Source organism: Actinotignum timonense (genome assembly GCF_002860685.3).
GTDB classification, from domain to species: Bacteria; Actinomycetota; Actinomycetes; order Actinomycetales; family Actinomycetaceae; genus Actinotignum; species Actinotignum timonense.
In genome coordinates this window covers 427287-446523 of sequence record NZ_CP136960.1, presented here as the reverse complement: position 1 = coordinate 446523, position 19237 = coordinate 427287, and the positions used below count along the sequence as shown (strand labels likewise).

At 61.5% G+C, this 19237-nt stretch carries 16 protein-coding genes and 2 tRNA genes; 8 read left to right on the top strand and 10 right to left on the bottom strand.

Annotation, left to right across the window (positions count from 1 at the left end):
• Nucleotides 1-24 precede the first annotated feature (24 nt).
• The gene (locus CYJ17_RS01840) at nt 25-486 is read right to left on the bottom strand and encodes a hypothetical protein (RefSeq protein WP_143231834.1); all 462 of its coding nucleotides are present in this window, start codon (nt 484-486) and stop codon (nt 25-27) included.
• Nucleotides 479-1219: a hypothetical protein gene (locus CYJ17_RS01835; RefSeq protein ID WP_101657654.1), complete on the bottom strand. Its 741-nt coding sequence runs from the start codon at nt 1217-1219 to the stop codon at nt 479-481. The genes CYJ17_RS01840 and CYJ17_RS01835 overlap by 8 nt, the downstream gene beginning before the upstream one ends.
• A gap of 88 nt (nt 1220-1307) precedes the next feature.
• On the opposite strand from CYJ17_RS01835, the gene CYJ17_RS01830 reads away from it, so the two are divergent.
• A complete protein-coding gene (locus CYJ17_RS01830; RefSeq protein ID WP_087070223.1) occupies nt 1308-2099 on the top strand; it encodes a ribonuclease E inhibitor RraB in 792 nt (263 codons plus the stop codon).
• Here the strand turns inward: CYJ17_RS01830 and CYJ17_RS01825 are convergent.
• Complete coding sequence (locus tag CYJ17_RS01825) at nt 2073-3119, bottom strand: hypothetical protein (RefSeq protein WP_087070224.1); 1047 nt, start codon at nt 3117-3119, stop codon at nt 2073-2075. The genes CYJ17_RS01830 and CYJ17_RS01825 overlap by 27 nt on opposite strands.
• 336 nt (nt 3120-3455) lie before the next feature.
• Here CYJ17_RS01825 and CYJ17_RS01820 point away from each other — a divergent pair, with 336 nt between their 5' ends.
• Genes CYJ17_RS01820 through CYJ17_RS01810 form a run of 3 tightly spaced genes read left to right on the top strand, consistent with a single transcriptional unit; the run spans nt 3456 to nt 6189 of the window.
• Nucleotides 3456-4433 carry a metal ABC transporter substrate-binding protein gene (locus CYJ17_RS01820; RefSeq protein ID WP_087071150.1) on the top strand — a complete coding sequence of 326 codons (978 nt, stop codon included), beginning with the start codon at nt 3456-3458 and terminating at the stop codon, nt 4431-4433.
• A 44-nt stretch (nt 4434-4477) separates the two neighbouring features.
• A complete protein-coding gene (locus CYJ17_RS01815) occupies nt 4478-5329 on the top strand; it encodes a metal ABC transporter ATP-binding protein (RefSeq protein ID WP_087070226.1) in 852 nt (283 codons plus the stop codon).
• A 23-nt stretch (nt 5330-5352) separates the two neighbouring features.
• Complete coding sequence (locus tag CYJ17_RS01810) at nt 5353-6189, top strand: metal ABC transporter permease (RefSeq protein ID WP_035277154.1); 837 nt, start codon at nt 5353-5355, stop codon at nt 6187-6189.
• Nucleotides 6190-6360: 171 nt separating this feature from the next.
• Here the strand turns inward: CYJ17_RS01810 and CYJ17_RS01805 are convergent, their stop codons facing one another.
• Nucleotides 6361-8775, bottom strand: coding sequence for a YPDG domain-containing protein (locus CYJ17_RS01805; RefSeq protein WP_101595557.1), 2415 nt, complete (start codon nt 8773-8775; stop codon nt 6361-6363).
• 303 nt (nt 8776-9078) lie between these two features.
• Here CYJ17_RS01805 and CYJ17_RS01800 point away from each other — a divergent pair, with 303 nt between their 5' ends.
• The gene (locus tag CYJ17_RS01800; RefSeq protein WP_087070228.1) at nt 9079-9522 is read left to right on the top strand and encodes a hypothetical protein; all 444 of its coding nucleotides are present in this window, start codon (nt 9079-9081) and stop codon (nt 9520-9522) included.
• Between the two features lie 93 nt (nt 9523-9615).
• Here the strand turns inward: CYJ17_RS01800 and CYJ17_RS01795 are convergent.
• Nucleotides 9616-9688 (bottom strand) — tRNA-Arg (locus CYJ17_RS01795).
• 281 nt (nt 9689-9969) lie between these two features.
• Here CYJ17_RS01795 and CYJ17_RS01790 point away from each other — a divergent pair.
• Nucleotides 9970-10254 (top strand): type II toxin-antitoxin system RelB/DinJ family antitoxin, encoded by a 285-nt coding sequence (locus tag CYJ17_RS01790; protein WP_051278520.1) that lies wholly within the window; start codon nt 9970-9972, stop codon nt 10252-10254.
• Nucleotides 10241-10420 carry a type II toxin-antitoxin system RelE/ParE family toxin gene (locus CYJ17_RS01785; protein ID WP_087070229.1) on the top strand — a complete coding sequence of 60 codons (180 nt, stop codon included), beginning with the start codon at nt 10241-10243 and terminating at the stop codon, nt 10418-10420. Before CYJ17_RS01790 ends, CYJ17_RS01785 begins: the two co-directional genes overlap by 14 nt.
• A gap of 251 nt (nt 10421-10671) precedes the next feature.
• On the opposite strand, the gene CYJ17_RS01780 is transcribed toward CYJ17_RS01785, so the two are convergent.
• The 4 genes from CYJ17_RS01780 to CYJ17_RS01765 all read right to left on the bottom strand — a co-directional run bounded on the left by CYJ17_RS01780 (nt 10672) and on the right by CYJ17_RS01765 (nt 12056).
• Nucleotides 10672-10911: a hypothetical protein gene (locus CYJ17_RS01780; protein WP_180948677.1), complete on the bottom strand. Its 240-nt coding sequence runs from the start codon at nt 10909-10911 to the stop codon at nt 10672-10674.
• Nucleotides 10912-10913: 2 nt separating this feature from the next.
• Nucleotides 10914-11132, bottom strand: a complete 219-nt coding sequence (locus CYJ17_RS01775; protein ID WP_087070231.1) for a hypothetical protein — start codon at nt 11130-11132, stop codon at nt 10914-10916.
• Nucleotides 11133-11249: 117 nt separating this feature from the next.
• A tRNA-Ser gene (locus CYJ17_RS01770) sits at nt 11250-11337 on the bottom strand.
• A gap of 122 nt (nt 11338-11459) precedes the next feature.
• Nucleotides 11460-12056, bottom strand: a complete 597-nt coding sequence (locus tag CYJ17_RS01765) for a GNAT family N-acetyltransferase (RefSeq protein ID WP_087070232.1) — start codon at nt 12054-12056, stop codon at nt 11460-11462.
• A gap of 479 nt (nt 12057-12535) precedes the next feature.
• Here CYJ17_RS01765 and CYJ17_RS01760 point away from each other — a divergent pair, with 479 nt between their 5' ends.
• The gene (locus tag CYJ17_RS01760; protein ID WP_087070233.1) at nt 12536-13738 is read left to right on the top strand and encodes a sialidase family protein; all 1203 of its coding nucleotides are present in this window, start codon (nt 12536-12538) and stop codon (nt 13736-13738) included.
• A 133-nt stretch (nt 13739-13871) separates the two neighbouring features.
• On the opposite strand, the gene CYJ17_RS01755 is transcribed toward CYJ17_RS01760, so the two are convergent.
• Nucleotides 13872-19217 (bottom strand): exo-alpha-sialidase, encoded by a 5346-nt coding sequence (locus tag CYJ17_RS01755; RefSeq protein WP_101595555.1) that lies wholly within the window; start codon nt 19215-19217, stop codon nt 13872-13874.
• Nucleotides 19218-19237: the final 20 nt, after the last annotated feature.

Here is a 19237-nt window from a genome sequence, read left to right as displayed (position 1 = left end):
GCCCAGGTCGCCCCGGGATATGCCTCAGTAGCCGAAGGTCAAGGTGCCAGTTTCGTCGTCGTCGGCAAAATCCCGGCGAATAGAAGTCGCAGCGCCGGCAAGATTACGCAAGCGCGCCCGCAACATCTCAATCGTGAGCCCGGCCATCGGCAAACAAATCCGCAACTGGAGGTGACCACCCGACATCACCGCATCACCATCCAAAAACTCGCCGATCCGCTCCAAAATATCGCGAGTACGTGCCTCCGTTGGCGACTCCACCAGCGATGCCGCCACATACAGTACATCCCCCAAGCCGGGAACATTCGCGTAACTCGCGATCATCTCCTGTTTATCCGACTCCGAACGCCACACCACCTCAAAACGGTAATGCACCCCATCCGGCAGCGCCTGGGCATGGTAATCAGCCACCAGCACCTCATACAGGCCCGCCGCCGTTGTCACATCACGAGAATCGGACGCTCCGCGCCCCGACTTCTTAGACATCAGCTTCCCCCTCCCGGGTAGCATCCGAAAGCGCATCCGCGCCGGCCGGAGATGCCGCATCAGCGCCGCCCGCATGAGAGGCATCCGCGCCGCTCATCGCCCGGGCCTGCGCCGCCACCAAAGCCGCGCAAGCGGCCAACTGCTCAGCCGGAACCGGCAGCGCCACCGCGTAATGAATATGCGCCCGCCCGCCCAGCAGGCGAATCCCACCAATCGGCAGCGCATCCGCGGCGCGCAGAACCGCGATCAGATCCGGGCCGGTCGGGTCAATACCGAAATGCTCCAGCACCGCCGCCGCATTGCGGGAAAGCACCGAGTCAGATTGCGCATCAGATTGTGCATCGGATTGCGTAGTGGGTTGCGCGCCGGTTTTGGCGGCGGGCTGCGTGCCTGCTTGCGTGCCTGGCTCAGATGCTGCGTGCGTGCTGGACGCCGCGGATGCGGCGGCGCCGTCGTACTTACGCAGCTCCGCGCCGGTGAGCACCGGTGCCGCAAGATGAACGACGGCGCGGCTATCGCGCCGGGTGGACTGCCCGGGCCAGGCGGTAACCGGCACCCCGTGAGTGACAAATCGTAAAGCCGGAGTCTCATCCGCCCGCGCGCCCGCATAAGTATCGCGCAGGGCCGCGGCGGCATCCTCCCATGTTGTGAACTGTGATACCACCTCACCAGTATTCCACGTTGGCGGCAGAATGCGGCACAGGCCGGGCGCGCCGCGTACAATAGAGATCATCCCGTCCACGCTTGTCCGCGGACGGCCCCCTGAGCATCCTCGTGATTTTTCCGCGGCCCTCGAGTAGCAAAGGACGGTACCAGCAGCCATGGCGCATGGAGCACATCTGGCCCCCGAGAGTGACAACCAGGCGGACGCTGCTGCCCTGGATCGGGCCCTGCTTGCTATGGTCGCCGAAGCTGCGCGCCTGACTGCCCCGCGCATGTGGATCAATCGCCTCCGTTTTTCTTCGCGCCGGGCCGCGGTGGCCGCCCGCACCCGCCTGCAACGCAACGGCTGGGTTCAGCAATCGCAACTTTCCCAATTCGGGCGGTCCAAAGATTCCTGGATGCTCACCCTGTGGTCCGCTACCTCCGTGGATAACGGGGTCATCGCCGATTCGCGTTCCTACCTGGAGCTTATTGCCGCCGCCACCAACGGGCGTTACCTGGGTTGGGAAGCTTCGCTGCTGCCGGCTCTGCGCGAATGCGATAATCCCGATTATTACCCGGAAGGGAGCATCGGCTGGCTCGCCCCCGGGGATGAGAATTATTTACACGAAGCGCGCGAAGAAGCGAAGAAATTGGTGCCGCGCGGGCGGGAACTGCCCCAGAACCTGCACGATATTTGTGCTTTGCTGCCCGAATTGCGCGGCCAGCGCTCCCGGCAGGCCCTCGCCTCCGGGCTCGGGGTGCTCATCGGGGACCGGCTGGTAGCCCACGCGCCCCTCGCCTGGGTGGCCTACCGCCAGCGCGGCGGTTTCTACCCTTGCCTGCTGGGCCTGGAACGCGATACCGCCTACTTCCCCGAATCCATCGTTGCCGAAGCTTATGACGCCGAAGCGGATCTGTGGGAGCGGCTCCAAGAAGCCGTGCTAGAACTGCCCGCGGCCGAGCAGTAGTGAACACCGCGCCGCGCCCTCGATTTGGCTGGCGATCCACCCGGGCCGCTGCCCGCTAATTTCAAAAGCGTGGCTGAAATAAAGATCCGTGCCGTGCACCACCACTCCGCCGAGGGGTAGAGCCGCGGCCTGGCGGGCTGCCTCCCGCACCGCATCCGCGTTAGCATCACCCAGGCGCAAGGTCACGGCCGCGCTATCCGCCCCGCTCACCAGGGTATTGCGCAGCATCACCACCGGAACTTCAGAGCCATCCACCCGGAGGGTAGCCCCGAAACCGTATTCGGCCTGAGCCGCATCGCGCTGCCCGAGCAGCGGAGCGAGCGCGGAAACCAAACCGTTCCAGCGATACACCCCGGCCGTGCCCAGCAGCTCATCAAAACGGGCATCCACCCCGGTCGGATCCGTGAACTGATCGGCATCCCCGGGCGCATTGCCCACAAAAGGATTCATTTCTGGGCGAGCGGAAAACGTATCCTCCAGAATATCGCCGGCGCCGGCCACCGCCTCCGGCCCGAAAAGATCATCTTTCGTGGGGGGAACGTTATCGAGACCGCGCACGAATACCGCGGTGGCGTCAATAGCGGCGACGACGAGGAACTTCACCATGCTGGTGAGCCGCGAGAAAGGTAATCCGGCCATGCGCAGCGCCAGGTGCAGGACCACATCCTCTCCGACAATACGCACATCGCCCAGAGAAAAAGTCTCAAAAACCCAGCCGGCCAGGCCGGTTACATCGATGAGATCCGCCCGCCCCACCGAGCAGCGCAGATTGAGATAGGAACGCCCCTCCCCATCGCGCGCCGGGGAAAGTTCCACAGTTTTCAGGTTGTGCCCGATAGCCACGGCCAGGCGCAGCCCCTCCGTGGATGCCACCGGGCGCATTCCCGCCCGGCACGCGGTCACCACGCGTTCCCAGGTATTAATGATGTAGCCCGGTTCGCCGGGTTCGGCTTCCGGAATATCGCCGAGGGAAGCGGCGATGGTGTCAATTTCCCGACCGATAGCGTCCATCTCATCCATGGGGGAAGTCTACCCGGGGCCTCCGACAGCAAAATGCGGTGTTCACGCTCGGCTCTGTAATGTTCACGCAGGGCTCTGTAATGTTCGCGTACGGCTCTGCGGTGTTCACGCAGGGCGGCGCGGTGGGCGATGTCATATTAAGTAAAAAATGTGGCGAATACTCGGGGAGAAAGTCCCAGTTGCGGGATAAAACCCTCGCGCGCGGTGGTGATATCGCGTAGGATTAGGCTCCGTCACCAAAAAGTAAGGGTACCCTTACTTACGAGCGTTGGGCTTCCTCACAGGGTGCATCCGATCAGGGCACCAACGCCCAGTATAGCCAGAAAGGGGATGGTGATGGGAATCGGATATCAACGAGGTGCGGTCCGGGCCGGCCTGGCCGCGCTGCTGGCGAGCATGCTTGCCCTGCTGGGGGCCTGCGGAGCTGCGTCGTCGCCGGAAAAAAGCGCGGGAAGCGAGAAACCGCAAGTGCTCACCACCTTCACGGTGCTGGCCGATATGGCGAGCAATATTGCCGGCGAGCATATGGAGGTCGCCTCGATCACCAACCCGGGCGAAGAAATTCACGATTATCAGCCCTCGCCCGGCGATATTAAACGCGCGGAAGGCGCGGATATTATTCTGTACAACGGCCTGGGCCTGGAGCGTTGGTTCGAAAAATTCGTGGAGAATTCCACCGCGGAACGCATTAACCTTTCCGACGGAATCGAACCTGTGGCCATCGCGGAAGGCGATTACCAGGGCAAACCGAATCCGCACGCGTGGATGAGCCCGAAGAACGGCAAATTGTACGTGGATAATATGGTCGCCGCTTTCGCGAAAGTAGATCCCGCCCACGCTGAGGATTACCGCACCAACGGAGAAAACTACAAGAAACAACTGGATGCCATCGCCAGCGATATGGACGCGGCCCTGGCCACCATCCCCGAATCCCAGCGCGCGCTGGTGAGCTGCGAAGGCGCATTCTCCTACCTCACGCGCGATCACGGCCTGCAAGAAAAGTACCTGTGGGCGGTCAATGCCGAAGGCGCGCAAACCCCCAAGGCGAAGGCCGACCTCGAGAATTTCGTGCGCACCTCCGGGGTGCGGGCGCTGTTCTGCGAATCCACCGTGGACGACAAAATGGCGTCCGTTGCCGAAGACACCGGTGTTCCGGTGGCCGGCTTACTGTACGTCGACTCGCTTTCCGAGGCGGACGGCCCCGTGCCCACCTACCTCGATTTGCTTCGGTACGACGCCGATCTCATTACCCGCGGGCTGACCGGCAAGGCCAGCGAATCCGCGAGCGAAGCCACGAAACCCGCCGGCAAGTAAACGCCGCTCGCACGTACGCACAATCGCAGAAAGGCGGAGAAACGGTGGCAACACCAGCAGAAACTCCGAAATACGCTCTTGAGGTGAACGGTGTTCACGCGCGCTACGGCTCGGTGCAGGCCCTCACCTCGGTGAGCTTCGGGCTGACCCCGGGGGTTATTTGCGCCCTCGTGGGGCAAAACGGCTCGGGTAAATCAACGCTCATGAAATCAATTATGGGATCGGTGCGCCACGGCGGGGATATTACGATCCTCGGCCAGAGCGGCGCGCGAGCCCGCAAAGCCGGTCTGGTCGGCTACGTCCCCCAAAACGAAGGCGTGGACTGGGCTTTTCCGGTTAGCGTGCAGGAAGTGGTGACCATGGGCCGCTACGGCTTCATGGGTCCCACCCGCCGCGCTCGCGCCGAGGACCGCGAGGCGGTGCGCCACGCCCTCGATATGGTGGAAATGACTCCCTACGCGGAGCGCCAGATCGGCTCGCTCTCCGGCGGGCAGCGCAAACGCGTGTTTATTGCACGCGCCATCGCGCAGGGCGCCCAGCTCATGCTCCTGGACGAACCCTTCGCCGGGGTGGATAAACCCTCGGAAACCATGATTATTGCGCTGCTCCAGAAACTGGCGGCCTCCGGGGTAACCATCCTGGTCGCCACCCACGATCTGGCCGGCCTGCCCCAGCTGTGCTCCGAAGTGCTCCTCCTCAACCGCCGCGTCATTTTCCACGGCCCGGTGGCCGAGGCCATGAAGCCCGAGCACCTCATGCAGGCCTTCGGCGTCGTCCCCGATCACGGCGAACCGGATCCGGCCGCGGATCCGGCAACCGCTTCGGGCGCAGACCCGGCCACGGATCCGGCCACAGACCCGACCACGCAGCTGCGCAAGGCAAAGGAGAATCGCTAGTGTGGTACGAACTTTTCGTTGAAATGTGGACGCACCCCTTTATGGTGCGCGGGGCCACGGTCACCCTCACCGCGGCAATTGTATGCGCGGTCATTAGCTGCTGGCTGGTGCTCATCGGGTGGTCGCTTATGGGCGACGCCCTCTCGCACGCGATTCTGCCCGGCGTGGTCATCGCTTATGTACTGGGAATGCCCTTCTCCCTGGGCGCGGTCATCGCCGCCCTCATCGCAGTGGCACTGATTTTCCTACTGCGCTCCACCTCGCGAGTCAAAGAAGACGCCTCCATGGGAGCAGTGTTTACTTTATTCTTCGCGATCGGTTTGATCCTCATCAAACTCAATCCCTCCAATGTAGACCTCAACCACGTGATCTTCGGCGACCTGCTGGGCGTCACGCGCGCGGACATGATCCAGGTGGTGATTCTGGCCCCGCTCGCGCTCGCGATTTTGCTCTTCAAGCGCCGCGACCTGACCGCCTACGCTTTCGACCCCACCCACCTGCAAGCCATCGGCATCCGCGCCCGCAGCCTCGGCGCGATTTTGCTGTTCTGCCTGGCGCTCACGGTGGTCACGGCCATGCAGGCGGTGGGCGCGATCCTCATTATCGCGTTGGTGATCGTGCCGGGCGCCACGGCGTACCTGGTCACCAACCGCTTCCGCGTCATGCTGATTTTCGCGCCGGTTTTCGCTGCCGTGTGCGCGCTGGTGGGCCTGTACGTGTCCTACTGGCTCGACCTGCCCTCCGGCGCCGCGGTGGTCACGGCCCAGGGCATTATGTTCCTGGTGGTCTGGTTGATTTCCCCGCACGGATTGCGCGGCAAACTCGAGGGCGCGCGCACCCGCGCCGCGGTTTCTGCATAGCACGACGGCGCAGCTAGCTGGCAGCGGGCTTGCCTGCCAAGGGATGTTGCCTGGTCAAAAGTGTTGCTCAACAGGTGTGGCCCGGAACCTTCGCGGTTCCGGGCCACACCTGTTTGTAGCTGGCTATGCGCTGCTTAGCTGGGCGCTGTGCCGCGCCTGGATGGGCGTTACTTAGCTATGCCGGCGCCGTACCAGCAGACCGGTTCCCGCCAGGGCGAGAGCGCCAGCCAGCAGCCAGACACTCTCCGCGCCGGTAGCGGGCAGCTTCTTCTTGACGACGCGGGCGGGCTTGCTCGGCGCCGTCGGTTCGGCCGGTGCGGTGCTCGGGGCCGCAGGTGCGGCTGTCGGCGCAACGGTCGGTTCGGTGGTCGGAGCAGCTGTGGGCGCGGTCGGTGTAACGCTCGGTTCCGTGGGCGCTACCGTTGGGGCAGCAGTCGGATCAACAGTCGGGTCTGCCGTCGGCTCGGTGGTCGGTTCCACCGTTGGATCAACAGTCGGTTCAACCGTGGGCTCCGGCGGGATCGGAGTTCCCGGGGTGAGCGTCGCAGCCTTCTGGGTGAAGCTCACCTGCGCGTTGAGAACAGTGCTGCTCCCATCGGCAAAAGTCACCTTGATCGGCAGCTCGTGAGTTCCGGTGGCAGCGTCCTTCCCCATCGTCACGGTGAGTGCGCCGTCGTTCGGATTAACCACAACATCCCAGCCCTTCGGCAGGGTCGCGCCGTCATTGAGCGCGTAAGCACCGTTCACGCTGAGCGCGGGCGTGACCGCAGCGCCGTTCGCATCCGTGAAACTCGGGGCGGGCACGTTCACGGTGACCGGATCCAGATTCTCGCGCGCGGCGGAGGCCGGCTGGTAAGCAGCGTTCACCGCGGTGACGGTGACCTGCGCCGTTGTGGACACAATATCTTCCACCCAGGTACCCGCGGCGTCCTGCGTTTTCACGGCGCGCTTGTAGGTGACCGGGTAAACGCCGGGCGTGGCGGTATCCACCTGGGACGCGTCGATAATCACGCGGGTGGGAATGCCGGTACCATCCGGGGCATCGTAATTCGCGGTGGAATAGGTGATGACCTGCTTCGCATCGGTGAGCGCCTGCGGATCGCGGTCGCTCGTGAGGGTGGCCAGGTCGAGGTTGCCCGCCTGCGCTGCCTGCTCCGCGAGGCCGCGGATCGTGCTCAGCTGAGCGCGGGAATTGTAAGCACTGTGTTGCGGAATCGTGATATCGCTGGCCTCAATAACCTTGACCAGGCGCACATGTGCGTTGGAGAGCTCCGCGGCGAGCGGGGCATAAGCGCCTTCGTTCATCGCGATGGGATTGCCCTGGGCATCCACGAAACTGGGCTGCTGGGCGGACATCCCGTAGGTGTAGACCGGCATGATCTGGTCAGCGGTTGCCCCAACCGAGTAACCCTTATCGCGGATCGCATCCCGAATCGGCATGAGGTCAATCTGGTAGGAATTCACCGTGGCCGTTGAAATCTTCGAGATCATGCTCTCGTAGCCCTCGCATTGCGAGCGTAGCCCATTGGCGTAGGTGGCCTGGTACTGCAGGTTGAAACCGTCAGCGAAGGGCACCTTCTTCTCGGCATTCACATCCCGGTGCTTCACCGCGGGCATGGCCTGCTGCACGGCGAGGGGAACCTGGGTGAAGGGGCCGGAGAGGTCGCTGTAATTAGCGGCATCGGATTTTTCTACCGCCACGAACTTACCGGTGGTGCCGTGCTGGCTGGCAGCAGCGCCGTTATCGGGCTGCGTGAGCGGAGTGAAACCGCGGAAGCGGATAATCCGCTTATACCCTTCGGCCTTCTTCGACATAGCTTCGCCATAGTCGGTTCCAGCCAGAACCAGCTTGTAGTTCTGCAGTGAAGCAACTGGTGTCAAGCCGGTAAACGTAGCCGGGTCTTGATTAAACTTGAGCGGAACGTCCACCGTGATCACATCATCCGGGCCGGTAGAAGCCGGGAGGATGCCACGGATCCACACCGTTGCCACGTTGCCCCAATCCGCATCGGTCATCATATCGAGGGTCTTTTGGGTGCCGTCCTTGAGGATGAGCCAGATGGTGACTTTGGAGGATACGCCGGAGGTGGTGATGAATTCTTTGAGCTTGGGGCCGTCGACGACGAAACCCGACGGTTCGGATTGACTGCCAGTGGTATCGTACTCGGCATCGCCATCGCGCAACCCGACCTGGTAGTTGAATCCGTAGAGGGGAGAAGCGGTATTGTTACGCACTTGGATTCGTGCGGTGAGCTGGGTTGTTTGCGTGAGGTCAATGAGATTGTTCCGCATGCACTTTAAACGCTTGAGCGGATCCACGCGAGGGTCAACAGGCATCGGGAAATTATTCGAAACCGAGCCGTCGGCGGCGCGCAGTTGCATGCCTACGCTGAATTTTGCGTCTTTACCGTTCTTATCTTGCGGGGTGATGAGGCTGCCATCACCGACTGCCAGGCCCGAAACGATGGCCGGGCTGGGGTTATCCGCTGTGGGAACGTCCGCCACGGCGAGTGGGGCTACGATTCCGCATCCCAGGACCGTGAGGGCGGATAGTGTTCCGACAGCGAGCTTGCGCATCTTTGCCATGATGTCCTATCCAGAGTTGTGGTTACTTATGCTTCTAACCCTAAATGAAATTTAGTGTTAGCTAAAGCGATCTTGATAGGACAATGTTCAAGTGGTGCGAGTTGGGTGGATGGTTGGCGCGGGGAGGGGCTGGGTAGGGCTGGGTGTGAATCGGCGGTGCTGTGCGAAAAGGAGGCGTGAGGCGGGTGTGCGTCGTCGTAAAAAGGTATAAACTCAAATTATTGAGGTGACAAACTTCGCGCAAGGGTGCGGGGAAAGGGGTCTCCTCGGGTATCGCGGTAGTCGCGAGAAGGGTGCACGGTCATGGGCGTTATTCGGGGCGTGACGGAAGAAGATATTCTCGCGTTTCTTCGCGAGCACGGCATTGAGGCGGGCGCGAACTACCTGGTGGTGCGCAAGTATAGAAGTTTCTTGGGCAGAATTGGCAAGCTCCTGGTGTCGAACCTGTGGAATGCAATCGACGCGGCGGTGATCCGGGTGCTGGTGGTGACCGATGCCGAGTTTATTGTGATCAATCCGGAGGGGAAGTCGGGGCTGTCGAATATTTCGCGGGCGGACGGCGAGCGTTTCCGGCGGTACCCGTGGGAGAGCGTGATCGATTTTCATGTGGAGCGCAAAGCCACTACCGCGCTTATTAGCTGGACCGCGGAGGGTAAGGCGCAGACCTGGGAAGCGGATATTAACCATCCGGGAGTTTTCAGTTTCAACCCGGTCAATTTGCCGGCGTTCCTGAAGCATTCACGTTAGGTTGGTTTTGCGGCCGGGCTTGGGGCTTCGGGCTTGAGCGCGGAAAAAGAAATTGCTCCCCACCGGGATTTGGGTCACCGAGGAGGAGCTTCGCGCGCTCGAAGGGATTCGAACCCCCGACCTTCTGATCCGTAGTCAGATGCTCTATCCACTGAGCTACGAGCGCACAGTCACGAGGTGGCTACCACAAGCTCCTCAATAAAAAATTGAGGAGGCGAGCGATTAACCCGCCTCGTTTTGCGACAGATAAGAGTTTACCGCGTTCCCCGGCGAGAGCAAAATCTACAGGCCAGGTGCGTTATGTTTCACATCTGGCCTGGCTGGGTTGCGGTCAGTGCTGGGTAGTGGCGGCGGGTACGCTGCCTGGCTGCGCAAGCGTATTCAACGAGACATGGCCGGAAAGCTCTCGCGATCTTGCGCGGTCAATGCTACTGTATGTACAGAGTAATGTTGATTGCGCGTAGTGGGGTGGTTGTGGTGGCAAATGTATCTTTCCGGACGGATGATGAAACGAAGGCTCAGGCTGCGGAGTTATTCCGTGATCTCGGGTTGGATATGAGTACTGCCATCAATATGTTTTTGCGGCAGTCGATTGCCAGCAACGGCATTCCGTTCACGCCGCATCGCGGGAACTCGGCCAGTGCCGTGGCGAGAGCTGAAGTTGAGTCCCGCACCGGCGCGTCGTTTAGTAGCGTCGCTGAGCTGATGGCGGATCTCAATGAGGCTGACTAGCGTCTTCCGTACGAATCAGTTCAAGCGCGATGCCAAGGCGCTGTTCAAGAAACATTACGACGCCGCAAAGCTGGCGAAGGCTATCGAAGCGTTGATGAGGCAAGATCGCGATGAGCTGCGCACGCGGTATCGTGACCATGCACTGCAGGGAGGTTGGAAAGGCTGAAGTGTGTGCATCTCCCATTGCTTTTCGGCAGCTGTCCAAGTAGATTGACTAGTGATAGACCCCCGGTCAGGCCTCTAGCTTTTAGCAATGCACAAATGACCGGGGCCTTTCTCTACAGGCAGGTTAAAGGCGCCTCGGAGAGTGGTGGAAACAAGACTTGGTGCGAATTGGATGTGTTCTCGCCGGAGAAGCCGGGGTTCGGCCCGCTAATTCACGTATTCCCCTCGAAATGAATCGCTGAAACCCTATCATTAGGCCGCAAAACGGCGTAGTGCTCCCTGGCGGGTCATGCCGAGCGTGTCACCAATGGCTTGCCAAGTGCGCCCATTTTTTCGGGCATGTGTGACTGCCTCATCAAGTGCGCGTTGTGCGATTTTGATCCGAATTTGTGCGGCAGCTATTTTTACTAGCTCTGGATCCGTGATAAGCCGTTCGGGATCAATGTCGGCGTCGCTTTCAATTTCGGCAAGTAGTTCGTCGTCCGTCCTCATTGTTATAAGCCTTTCCGATCAAGAAACTTTCTCCGAGCCTTCATCGCGTGAAAAATGTCCCCGTTGTCGTTTACTGCGACTTCAAGGAGTGTTCCGTCCCGACCGCCGCCGATGAATATGTCGTATCCATCACCTTCGTAAATGTACAGAGGGTTACGTATGGCATGTTCCATATCGTCGGGGGAAATGCCATGCCTGTAAGCGCTCTGCTTGATATGCACAGCTCAATTCTAAGAACTGATCAAAAAGCATGTCAACAATTCGTACCAAGGTGGCACTTGAAATATTTGCCTTACATTGGGTTCCAATTTAGTATCGGATTGGGGACATTCCGTCCGCGGAGAGTAAGGGATTCGAACCCTTGGTGCGGGGTCGCCGCACAACGGTTTTCAAGACCGTCTCATTCGGCCGCTCTGACAACTCTCCAAGCAGCGCCGCCCACGCAGGCTGCAAAAGGATAGTTTAGCGTAGTTTCGCGCGCTGCCACACCCGCCTGGAGTCTACATCGGAATGCGACAGCGCTGCGGTGCTATCTATAGCGCCGCCACCTACACCGCCGGTGCCGCCACCTTGAGCTCCGGCCCGAACGTGCCCGCGGTCCCAAAGTGCCCGACTAGTCCAAACTCACCCACCGGCGTGAACTCCGGCAGCAGGATGCGCTCCATGAGGTGCGCATCCATATCCGCCGAGTGGTTACCGGAATGGGTCATGCCGGTGTCCTCGAATCCTTGGCGAGCGTAGAAGCCTCGCAGCGGGCCCACGCAGTCCAGGCGCACCCGGTCGTAGTCGTAGGTGACGGCCAGCTGGGCCATTGCGGCCAGGATGGCCCTCCCGGCGCCCTTCGCCGCAGCGGCCGGATTGGCCATGAGGGTGTGCAGGTAGAGGGCGGGCATATCGTCGAACCAGATGAGCGGGTCGGAATGCAGGGCCCGCACGGCGGCGGTGATGGTGCCATCGGCCGCGCGCAAAGCCCAGAATTCGCCGGCGTCTACCTGCTCGGCGATTTTCCACACCGGCAGCGAGCCGAGAGGCCATTGGCTGTTGCCGGCGGCAGCCATAGTTTCTTCAATGGTGCGGCGGATGGTGGCGAGGGTGGGGATGTCCTCACGCGTGCACCGGGTTAGGCGAGTCAGTTGAGTGGTCATGAGAGTCGTCGTCCTCCGCAACTCGGTCCCACAGGGGAAATTCGGTCAGGAATTAGCCAGCGCTTGGTATGTATCAGGCAAACATGCGCTGCTGTTAGGTTGGGTTGGGGGTGGCGTCGTCGTACTGGACGAAACACCGGGGGTGTCACGCGGTCATGGGCCGCTGAACCTCAGCGTAAAACAAGAAAAGTCTTCAGTGCAAGCTCTAGTAACGGTCAAGAATCTGTATCGTTGCTGTACGCGAACAGCTCGAAACGCGGGTGGTACCTCCCGGCCTCGCTTGCTGCACACAGGATTTTACACAGCGCGGCGGCCCTGTCAAAACGTGGTGTGCACCACCGGCACCTGCCTCCGTTTCAAGAAGGGCGACGACGCCGCGCCTCCCGCCCACCAGCCCCGTTATTCCGCGGAAAAGTCCGTGGCAGCAGCCCGGCGCCGGGCCCGCGGCATTAAGTCTGACAACCACATAGGATGGTGCCATGACTTCTCTACATAAGGACCCGCACAATGATCGTGCGCAGGCCACCGCGCCCAGCGCTGGCGCCGCGGCTGGCCGTTCGGCCCGCGCGCTCGTCACCCGTACCACCGACCGTGATTTCCGCATCCCGGCCGTGCTGCATCGGGATAACCAGCTGACCGTTTTCTTCGACGAACGCCCGCATCCGAGCGGGGATTTTGACTGGGAAAACCTGGGCGGGGCGATGGCCGCCGACCTGCCCAATCCCAACCGGATTTGCTATATCACCGCTGAGCTGCCCGCCGATGCGGGGGCGAATGCCGCGGACTCGGAAGCGCCTGCCGCGGGCACCCCGCTGCGCGCGCAAGACCTCGACTTTTCCGCGCCGCGCCCGGTTCCGGGAACGCCCGCGGTGTGCGGGGATCCCTGCGTGGCCGGTGCGCCGGTGCGCAGTGCTACGGGCGCGGATGCCGCAGCGCCAACCGCCGCCGGGAGCGATGCCGGGAACTCTGATGGGAACGACGCCGGCATTACCCTGGCCTATGCCGCCTCCGAGGAAATTGGCTACTTCGGCTCGCGCTTTGACGGGCCGCGCCTGGAAGCTTGGATTGCCTGGGGGACCAGCCTCGACTCCCTGACCCATACCCGGGTGGACGACGAGCTCTATAGCGAGCTGCGCTGCGATGGCCTCTTCGCCACCTCCGGCTCCACCCCGCTGCTGGGCGATACCGCGCTCCTGCCGTATGTCACGAACCGCGGCGGGGAAGCCGTGATCTACGTGGTGCACGTGCGCGCGGGCCGGATTGTGGCGATTTCCGAACCGATCCGCCCGGTCGGCACCCCCGGCCTGGACGAAACTACCCTCGAGGTGAGCGGCAGTGAGGTCATCGCGAATATCCGCCTCCAGGGCCGCGGTGGGCGCGTGGTGGCGCGCTCGAGCGACGGCCTGAGCTGGTCCGCGCCGCAGCCCCTCAGCCTCCCCGATCCGGGATGCAATGCCAAGCTCATCACCTGCGGAGATGGCACCGTCCTCATCCACCCGCATTCGGATACCGCCCGGGAGAACGGCGCTATTGTCGACGACGCCGGACGCCTGCTCCGCTCCCTGGGCCCGGGCGAATTCGGTTACTCCGACGCGGTGTGGCTATCGGATAGCCTCGCCGTCGTTTTTGAACGCGAGAACTCGCTCTATCTCGACCTTATCCCGGGCCGTGAACTGCGCTAACTAAGCCGGGAACGTACCCGCGCGGCACGCCACGCAACGGGGCCGGGTGAGCTGGAAATCCAGCCCACCCGGCCCCGGTTTGTATCTCGCTTCTCGCGCCGCGAGGTGCTTCTCGGCGCGAGGCGGGAAGCGCTTAGCGCCGCACGCCAGGCGTGTCGATGCCGTCGCCGTCCCAGTCACCGATGATGAGCTGGTCGCCGGGCTTGCCGTAGGCGACGCTCATCACGGTATTGCCCTGCGCATCGGCGGTGTAGATGATGTTGCCGCGGCGCACCCCAACGGTGTCCACGCCGTCGCCATCCCAATCACCGACGATGACCTCATCGCCCACGCGGCCGAAGCTGAAGACAGCGTCCGCGTTTCCGGATTCCAGGGAGTTCTTCACGAAGAACTGGTTGCCGCGCACAGCCGCGAAGGTTGCGATGCCGTCGCCATCCCAATCACCGGAGATGAGGGTATCGCTAGCCTTGCCGTAAGCGATAACGCTATCGGCGTTGCCGCTGGTCAGCGAGTTCTTCACGAACACCTTATTGCCGCGGATAACCGCGAAGGTGGACTTGCCGTCGCCATTCCAGTCACCCACCGCGACCTTGTCGCCGGCCTTGCCGTAGGAGAATACGGTGTCGGCGTTGCCGCCGCCCAGGGAGTTCTTCACGAAGAACTGGTTACCGCGGCGCACGGCCACGGACTTGCGGCCATCTCCGGTCCAATCGCCCACGAGGAGTTCGTCGCCGGCGCGCCCATAGGAGAAGACGAGATCAGCAACTGTGGACGTCCACGAGTTCGAGAGGAAGTTGGAGTTTCCGTTGGATTCGGGAACCGCGGGCTCGCTGGGCTCCGGGCTGGGAGTCGGGCTCGGGTCCGGAGTACCCGGAGTCGGTTCGGGCGAGGGCGCCGGCTTATCGGGCGTCGGATCCGGCTTGGGGCTCGGATCGGGAGTACCCGGGGTGGGATCGGTACCCGGCGTCGGCTCAGGACCCGGCGTCGGCTCCTCGGTACCGGGCGTGGGGCTCGGCTCGGGGCTCGGCTCCACGCAGGTATCGGAAACCTCGGTCATCTTGTACACGGCGATTTCCGCGGCGGAGGCCAGGGAATCGGCGGTGCGCCCGTAGGTACCGGTAATGCGCAGGCGCAGGAACTTGGTGTCCTTAGTGTCCACGAAGAAGGTTGCGGGCTCCGGCGAATTCTCGAAGGTGCCTTCGGCAATCTTCACCGCGCTCTCAGCGTCCTTACCGGCCCACAGTTCGGCGGAGCGGATGCGGCCGTTATCCCCGCCGGCGCTGCGCGGATGCACATCCACTCGGCCGATATTCTCAGCCTGGGGCAGGGCCAGATCAATATCCAGCGGCAGCGTGATCGTGGAGCTCCACGGGCTATGCCAAATGGTGTTGAGATCGCCGTCGAAGAGGTTATCGGTGCCGTTATCCTCCCGGGCGGTTTCCGCCGCTACCTCGTTAGCGAGCTTCACGCCCGGCACGTAGACCGGCCGCGATTCGCATTCGCGGTTGATGAGGGTGACCTCGGCGAAGCCATTGGCCGCCACCTTGTCACCGGAAGTAATGCGGAACGGGATGGTCTGGTTACCGTCACCGGCCAGCACCTTCGCGCCGATGGTCACCGGCACCTGCACAACGCGGGTCTCCCCGGCCTTGAGGGTGCCCAGCTCCACGGCTTCGGCTTCCCAACCAGCGGGCAGCTCACCGGGGGTGGCCACCACGCCAGCAAGATCCTCGCTGCCCATATTGGTTACCGACAGCGGAATCGTGGACTTACCGCGATACACCTTGGCGTTCTCCGCGGGGACCGCGGAAACAGGCAGGGAGTTCAGCCAATCCAGGGTGAAATGCGCGTAGAGCATGTCATTGTTATCGCCCTCGTAGAAGATGCCATACCGGCCATCATCCATGGCCCACATCGTGGAGTACGACATGGCACCTTGCTTGAACTGCTTACCAACTGACCACGTGCGTCCGTCGTCGTACGAAATACGCACGAGGCCGTTCGAACGCGAGGTCGCGGACGACGAAGAATAAAGCAAAATCTTCGCCTGTGCGCTGCCTTCCGGTGCGTTCGGGAACGCGCGGATAATCGAGGCGTTATTGCGCGGGTCGGGCAGCTGCCATTCGACCTGCATCGGGGTGTAGGTCTGGCCGCCGTCCTTCGAGAAGGCGACCTTGCGGGCCATAATGCCGTCCGAGGACCGCGAGTTGAGCATGACGGTGCCGTCGGAGAGCTCCACGACCTTGTTCTCGTCCATGTTGCCGTAGACCGGCTGGCCGGGGGTCCAGGTGGCGCCGTTGTCGTCCGAGTAGACGGAGACGGCGGCGTAGCCCTTGCCGTTCGGCATGGTCATCGTGAACTGCTGGATGAGGCGGCCCTTATGCGGGCCGTACTTGAGCTGGATACCAGCGCCAGAGGCCGCGAAGCGGGAGCGGATATTTTCATCGAAGGTGATGTCCTTGGTGATGAGGCGCGGCTTCGACCAGGTCTGGCCGTTGTCATCCGAGTAGACCACCTGCGCGTGCAGGGCCCGCCGGTTATCCGGATCGGTGCCCGGCTGGGAATCCTGGAAACGCACATCGTAGGAGAACACCGAGAAGAGGAAAATACGGCCAGTTTCTTCATTCACCACGAAGGAAGGATCGGAATAACCGTACTTGTCATTGCTATGGATGGTTCCGTGACCTTCCAAGACTTCTGTGGGTACACTCCACGACTTACCGTTGTCCTTGGAAATGCGTAGGACGATGTGGTTCGGGTTGGGAGAATCCGCGCAGGAGCCCGGGCGGCCGTCGTAGGCCGCGAGGATCCAGCCGTTATTCGCCTGGGCGAGGGCCGGGATGCGGTAGCACGTGTACTTGTCGCCTGCGTGCGCCAGGCGCACGGTTTCCATGTCCTTGCGTTCGGTGGGAACGGTTGCCGGATCAGGCTGCTTACCAATCTCCTCGTTGAGAACCTGGATGGCGGGCAGTTCGGCGCGGATATTATCCTGAAGCATCTGGGTTCCATCGCGATCCTCGGTAGCGCGGAAGACCACGTAAGGGGTGAAGGTGCCCTTCTTTGCGTCTTCTGCCGTTACTTTGTAGGTAATCGAGGAGCAACCCTGGGTATCGCCAGCCCGCAGATCACCCCAACGGCAGTTGGGCCTTTCCGTGGTGAGGAACCGGGAAAGGTTGGATTTGTAGGGGAAAGCGGTGATCGTACGATCAGAAATATTCGTATAGGTAACCTTGAAGTTCAGTTCCTGGCCGATACGAACGGTGTTTCCGCCGTCATCAGTGCGTTCGAACTTCACTGTCATGTACTTCTGCGCTTCGGGAACCTCGCCTTCACGATTAACGAGTTGGGTCGACGTCGCAGCGTTGACACCCACCTTGCCCTCAGCGTTAATGACGAAGTTGACAGTAATAGGTTCCGAATTCGCAGGTGCGTAATCTGCGATGGTGACCGGAATATTGACAAGGCGGCTCTCCCCTGCGGCGAGCTTTCCGATCCGTACCGGTTCGGCAGACCATCCGCGTGGGAGCTTGCCGGGTGTGAGAACGGGATCGGGAATTTCCGCAGTGCCCTTGTTCGTCACCCGCATCTTGAGAGTTGCCTCTCCGCGGTTAACGACCGTGGGTTCCGGGGTGCTCGTGATCGGGAGCGCGTCTAGCCAGTCCAGCCCGAAGTGGGCGTAGAGCATGTCATTGTTGTCACCTTCGAAGAAGATGCCGTACTTGCCATTATCCAGCGCCCACATCGTGGAGTAGGCCATAGCACCCTTCTTGAACTGCTTGCCCACTGACCAGGTTTTTCCGTCGTCGTACGAAATACGAATGAGGCCGTTGGAGCGCGACCGAGCCGACGAGGAAGAGTAGAGCAGGATCTTCGCCTCATCGCTACCCTCTTCCGCATCAGGGAACGCGCGGATGATTGAGGCGTTATTGCGCGGGTCGGGCAGCTGCCACTCCACCTGCATAGGCGTGTAGGTTTCGCCTCCGTCATGCGAGTACGCAACCTTGCGAGCGAGCGTGCCGTCGGAGGAACGCGAGTTGAGCATGACGGTGCCGTCGGAGAGTTCCACGACCTTGTTCTCATCCATATTTCCGTAGACAGGCTCCCCGGGCTTCCAGGTGTCGCCATTGTCATCGGAGTACACGGACACGGCCGCGTAACCGCGACCCGGGACGGTCATGGTGAACTGCTGGATGAGCCGGTCCTTGTGGGGGCCGTACTTGAGCTGAATACCCGCTCCGGAAGCGGCGAAGCGGGAACTAATAGCGTCATTGAAAGTGATGTCTTTGGTGATGATGCGGGGCTCAGACCAGGTTTCTCCGTTGTTGTCGGAGTAGGACACTTGCGCATGCAGCACATTGCGCGCCTTGGGATCGGTTCCGGGCTTGGAATCCTGGAAACGCACATCGTAGGAGAACACTGAGAAGAGGAAAATGCGTCCGGTTTTCTCATTCACCACGAAGGACGGGTCAGAATAGCCATACTTATCAGGGCTATTGAGGTGGCCCTTACCCTTCAAAATCTCCTTGGGTTCAGTCCAGGACTTTCCGTTGTCCTTGGAAATACGCAGGGTGATGTGGTTGGGGTTAGGGGAGTCCATGCATGAATCGGGCCGGCCGTCGTAGGCCGCGAGGATCCAACCGTTATTCGCCTGAGCGAGAGCCGGGATGCGATAGCAGTAATTCGGCTTATCTCCCGCTCGAGCCAGAGGCACGGTTTGCATATCCTGGCGATCAGTGGGGATGGTTGCCGGGTCCGGCTCCTTCGGAGCCTGCTCGTTGATGAGGGTTACCGACTTTAGTTCTTTCCGGATTCCATCTTGGAGAACTTTCTTGCCGGCGGTATCGGCTGTAGCTTGAAAAACTACGTAAGGGGTGAAGCTGCCGGTCTTCGCAGCTTCGGCGGTCACCGTGTAGCTGATGCTGGTGCAGCCTTGGGTTTGACCGGGGCGCAGGTTTCCCCAACGGCAGTTCGGTCGTCCGGTAGTGAGGAAACCGGATAGATTCGAATCGTACGGGAAGGCGGTGAAGGTCTTGTCCTTAGTCAGATTTGTGTAGGTCACCGCAAAGGTCATCTTTTGGCCGATGCGGAGCTCGTCCCCGTTGTTGTCAGTGCGCTCAAATGTAACCGACATGAGTTCGGGCGCAGAAGTTTCTGAAGCGCTCGGTTTTTCCGCCCCCGAAGCTTCGGTGCTCTCGGCGGATCTATCAGTAGTTTCGGCGGCTCTATTAGTAGGTTCAGTTGAGCTTTCGCTGTTTTCTGGCGCGCTCTCCGCGGCGAGAGCGCTTGACGTGCCTGATTCTAATTCGTCAGCAGTGAGGGCCGGCTGCGCAGTCTCGAGGACTTCCGCTGCCTGAGGTTCGGGCTGCGGGGGCGTTTCCCCCGGGCTGGCCCACGCTGTCAACGGCGTGACCGTGAGAGCAACCGTGGCCGACAGTGCCACGAATGCACTCCACCCACGCCGGGCGCGAGGAGTTGACATTGTGCTGTTACCTTTCTGGC

Excerpts from the sequence above, each read along its gene's own strand:
- CYJ17_RS01840 (WP_143231834.1), bottom strand. The coding sequence starts at position 486 with ATGTCTAAGAAGTCGGGGCGCGGAGCGTCCGATTCTCGTGATGTGACA.
- CYJ17_RS01835 (WP_101657654.1), bottom strand. The coding sequence starts at position 1,219 with ATGATCTCTATTGTACGCGGCGCGCCCGGCCTGTGCCGCATTCTGCCG.
- CYJ17_RS01830 (WP_087070223.1), top strand. The coding sequence starts at position 1,308 with ATGGCGCATGGAGCACATCTGGCCCCCGAGAGTGACAACCAGGCGGAC.
- CYJ17_RS01825 (WP_087070224.1), bottom strand. The coding sequence starts at position 3,119 with ATGGATGAGATGGACGCTATCGGTCGGGAAATTGACACCATCGCCGCT.
- CYJ17_RS01820 (WP_087071150.1), top strand. The coding sequence starts at position 3,456 with ATGGGAATCGGATATCAACGAGGTGCGGTCCGGGCCGGCCTGGCCGCG.
- CYJ17_RS01810 (WP_035277154.1), top strand. The coding sequence starts at position 5,353 with ATGTGGACGCACCCCTTTATGGTGCGCGGGGCCACGGTCACCCTCACC.
- CYJ17_RS01805 (WP_101595557.1), bottom strand. The coding sequence starts at position 8,775 with ATGGCAAAGATGCGCAAGCTCGCTGTCGGAACACTATCCGCCCTCACG.
- CYJ17_RS01800 (WP_087070228.1), top strand. The coding sequence starts at position 9,079 with ATGGGCGTTATTCGGGGCGTGACGGAAGAAGATATTCTCGCGTTTCTT.
- CYJ17_RS01790 (WP_051278520.1), top strand. The coding sequence starts at position 9,970 with ATGTTGATTGCGCGTAGTGGGGTGGTTGTGGTGGCAAATGTATCTTTC.
- CYJ17_RS01785 (WP_087070229.1), top strand. The coding sequence starts at position 10,241 with ATGAGGCTGACTAGCGTCTTCCGTACGAATCAGTTCAAGCGCGATGCC.
- CYJ17_RS01780 (WP_180948677.1), bottom strand. The coding sequence starts at position 10,911 with ATGAGGACGGACGACGAACTACTTGCCGAAATTGAAAGCGACGCCGAC.
- CYJ17_RS01765 (WP_087070232.1), bottom strand. The coding sequence starts at position 12,056 with ATGACCACTCAACTGACTCGCCTAACCCGGTGCACGCGTGAGGACATC.
- CYJ17_RS01760 (WP_087070233.1), top strand. The coding sequence starts at position 12,536 with ATGACTTCTCTACATAAGGACCCGCACAATGATCGTGCGCAGGCCACC.
- CYJ17_RS01755 (WP_101595555.1), bottom strand. The coding sequence starts at position 19,217 with ATGTCAACTCCTCGCGCCCGGCGTGGGTGGAGTGCATTCGTGGCACTG.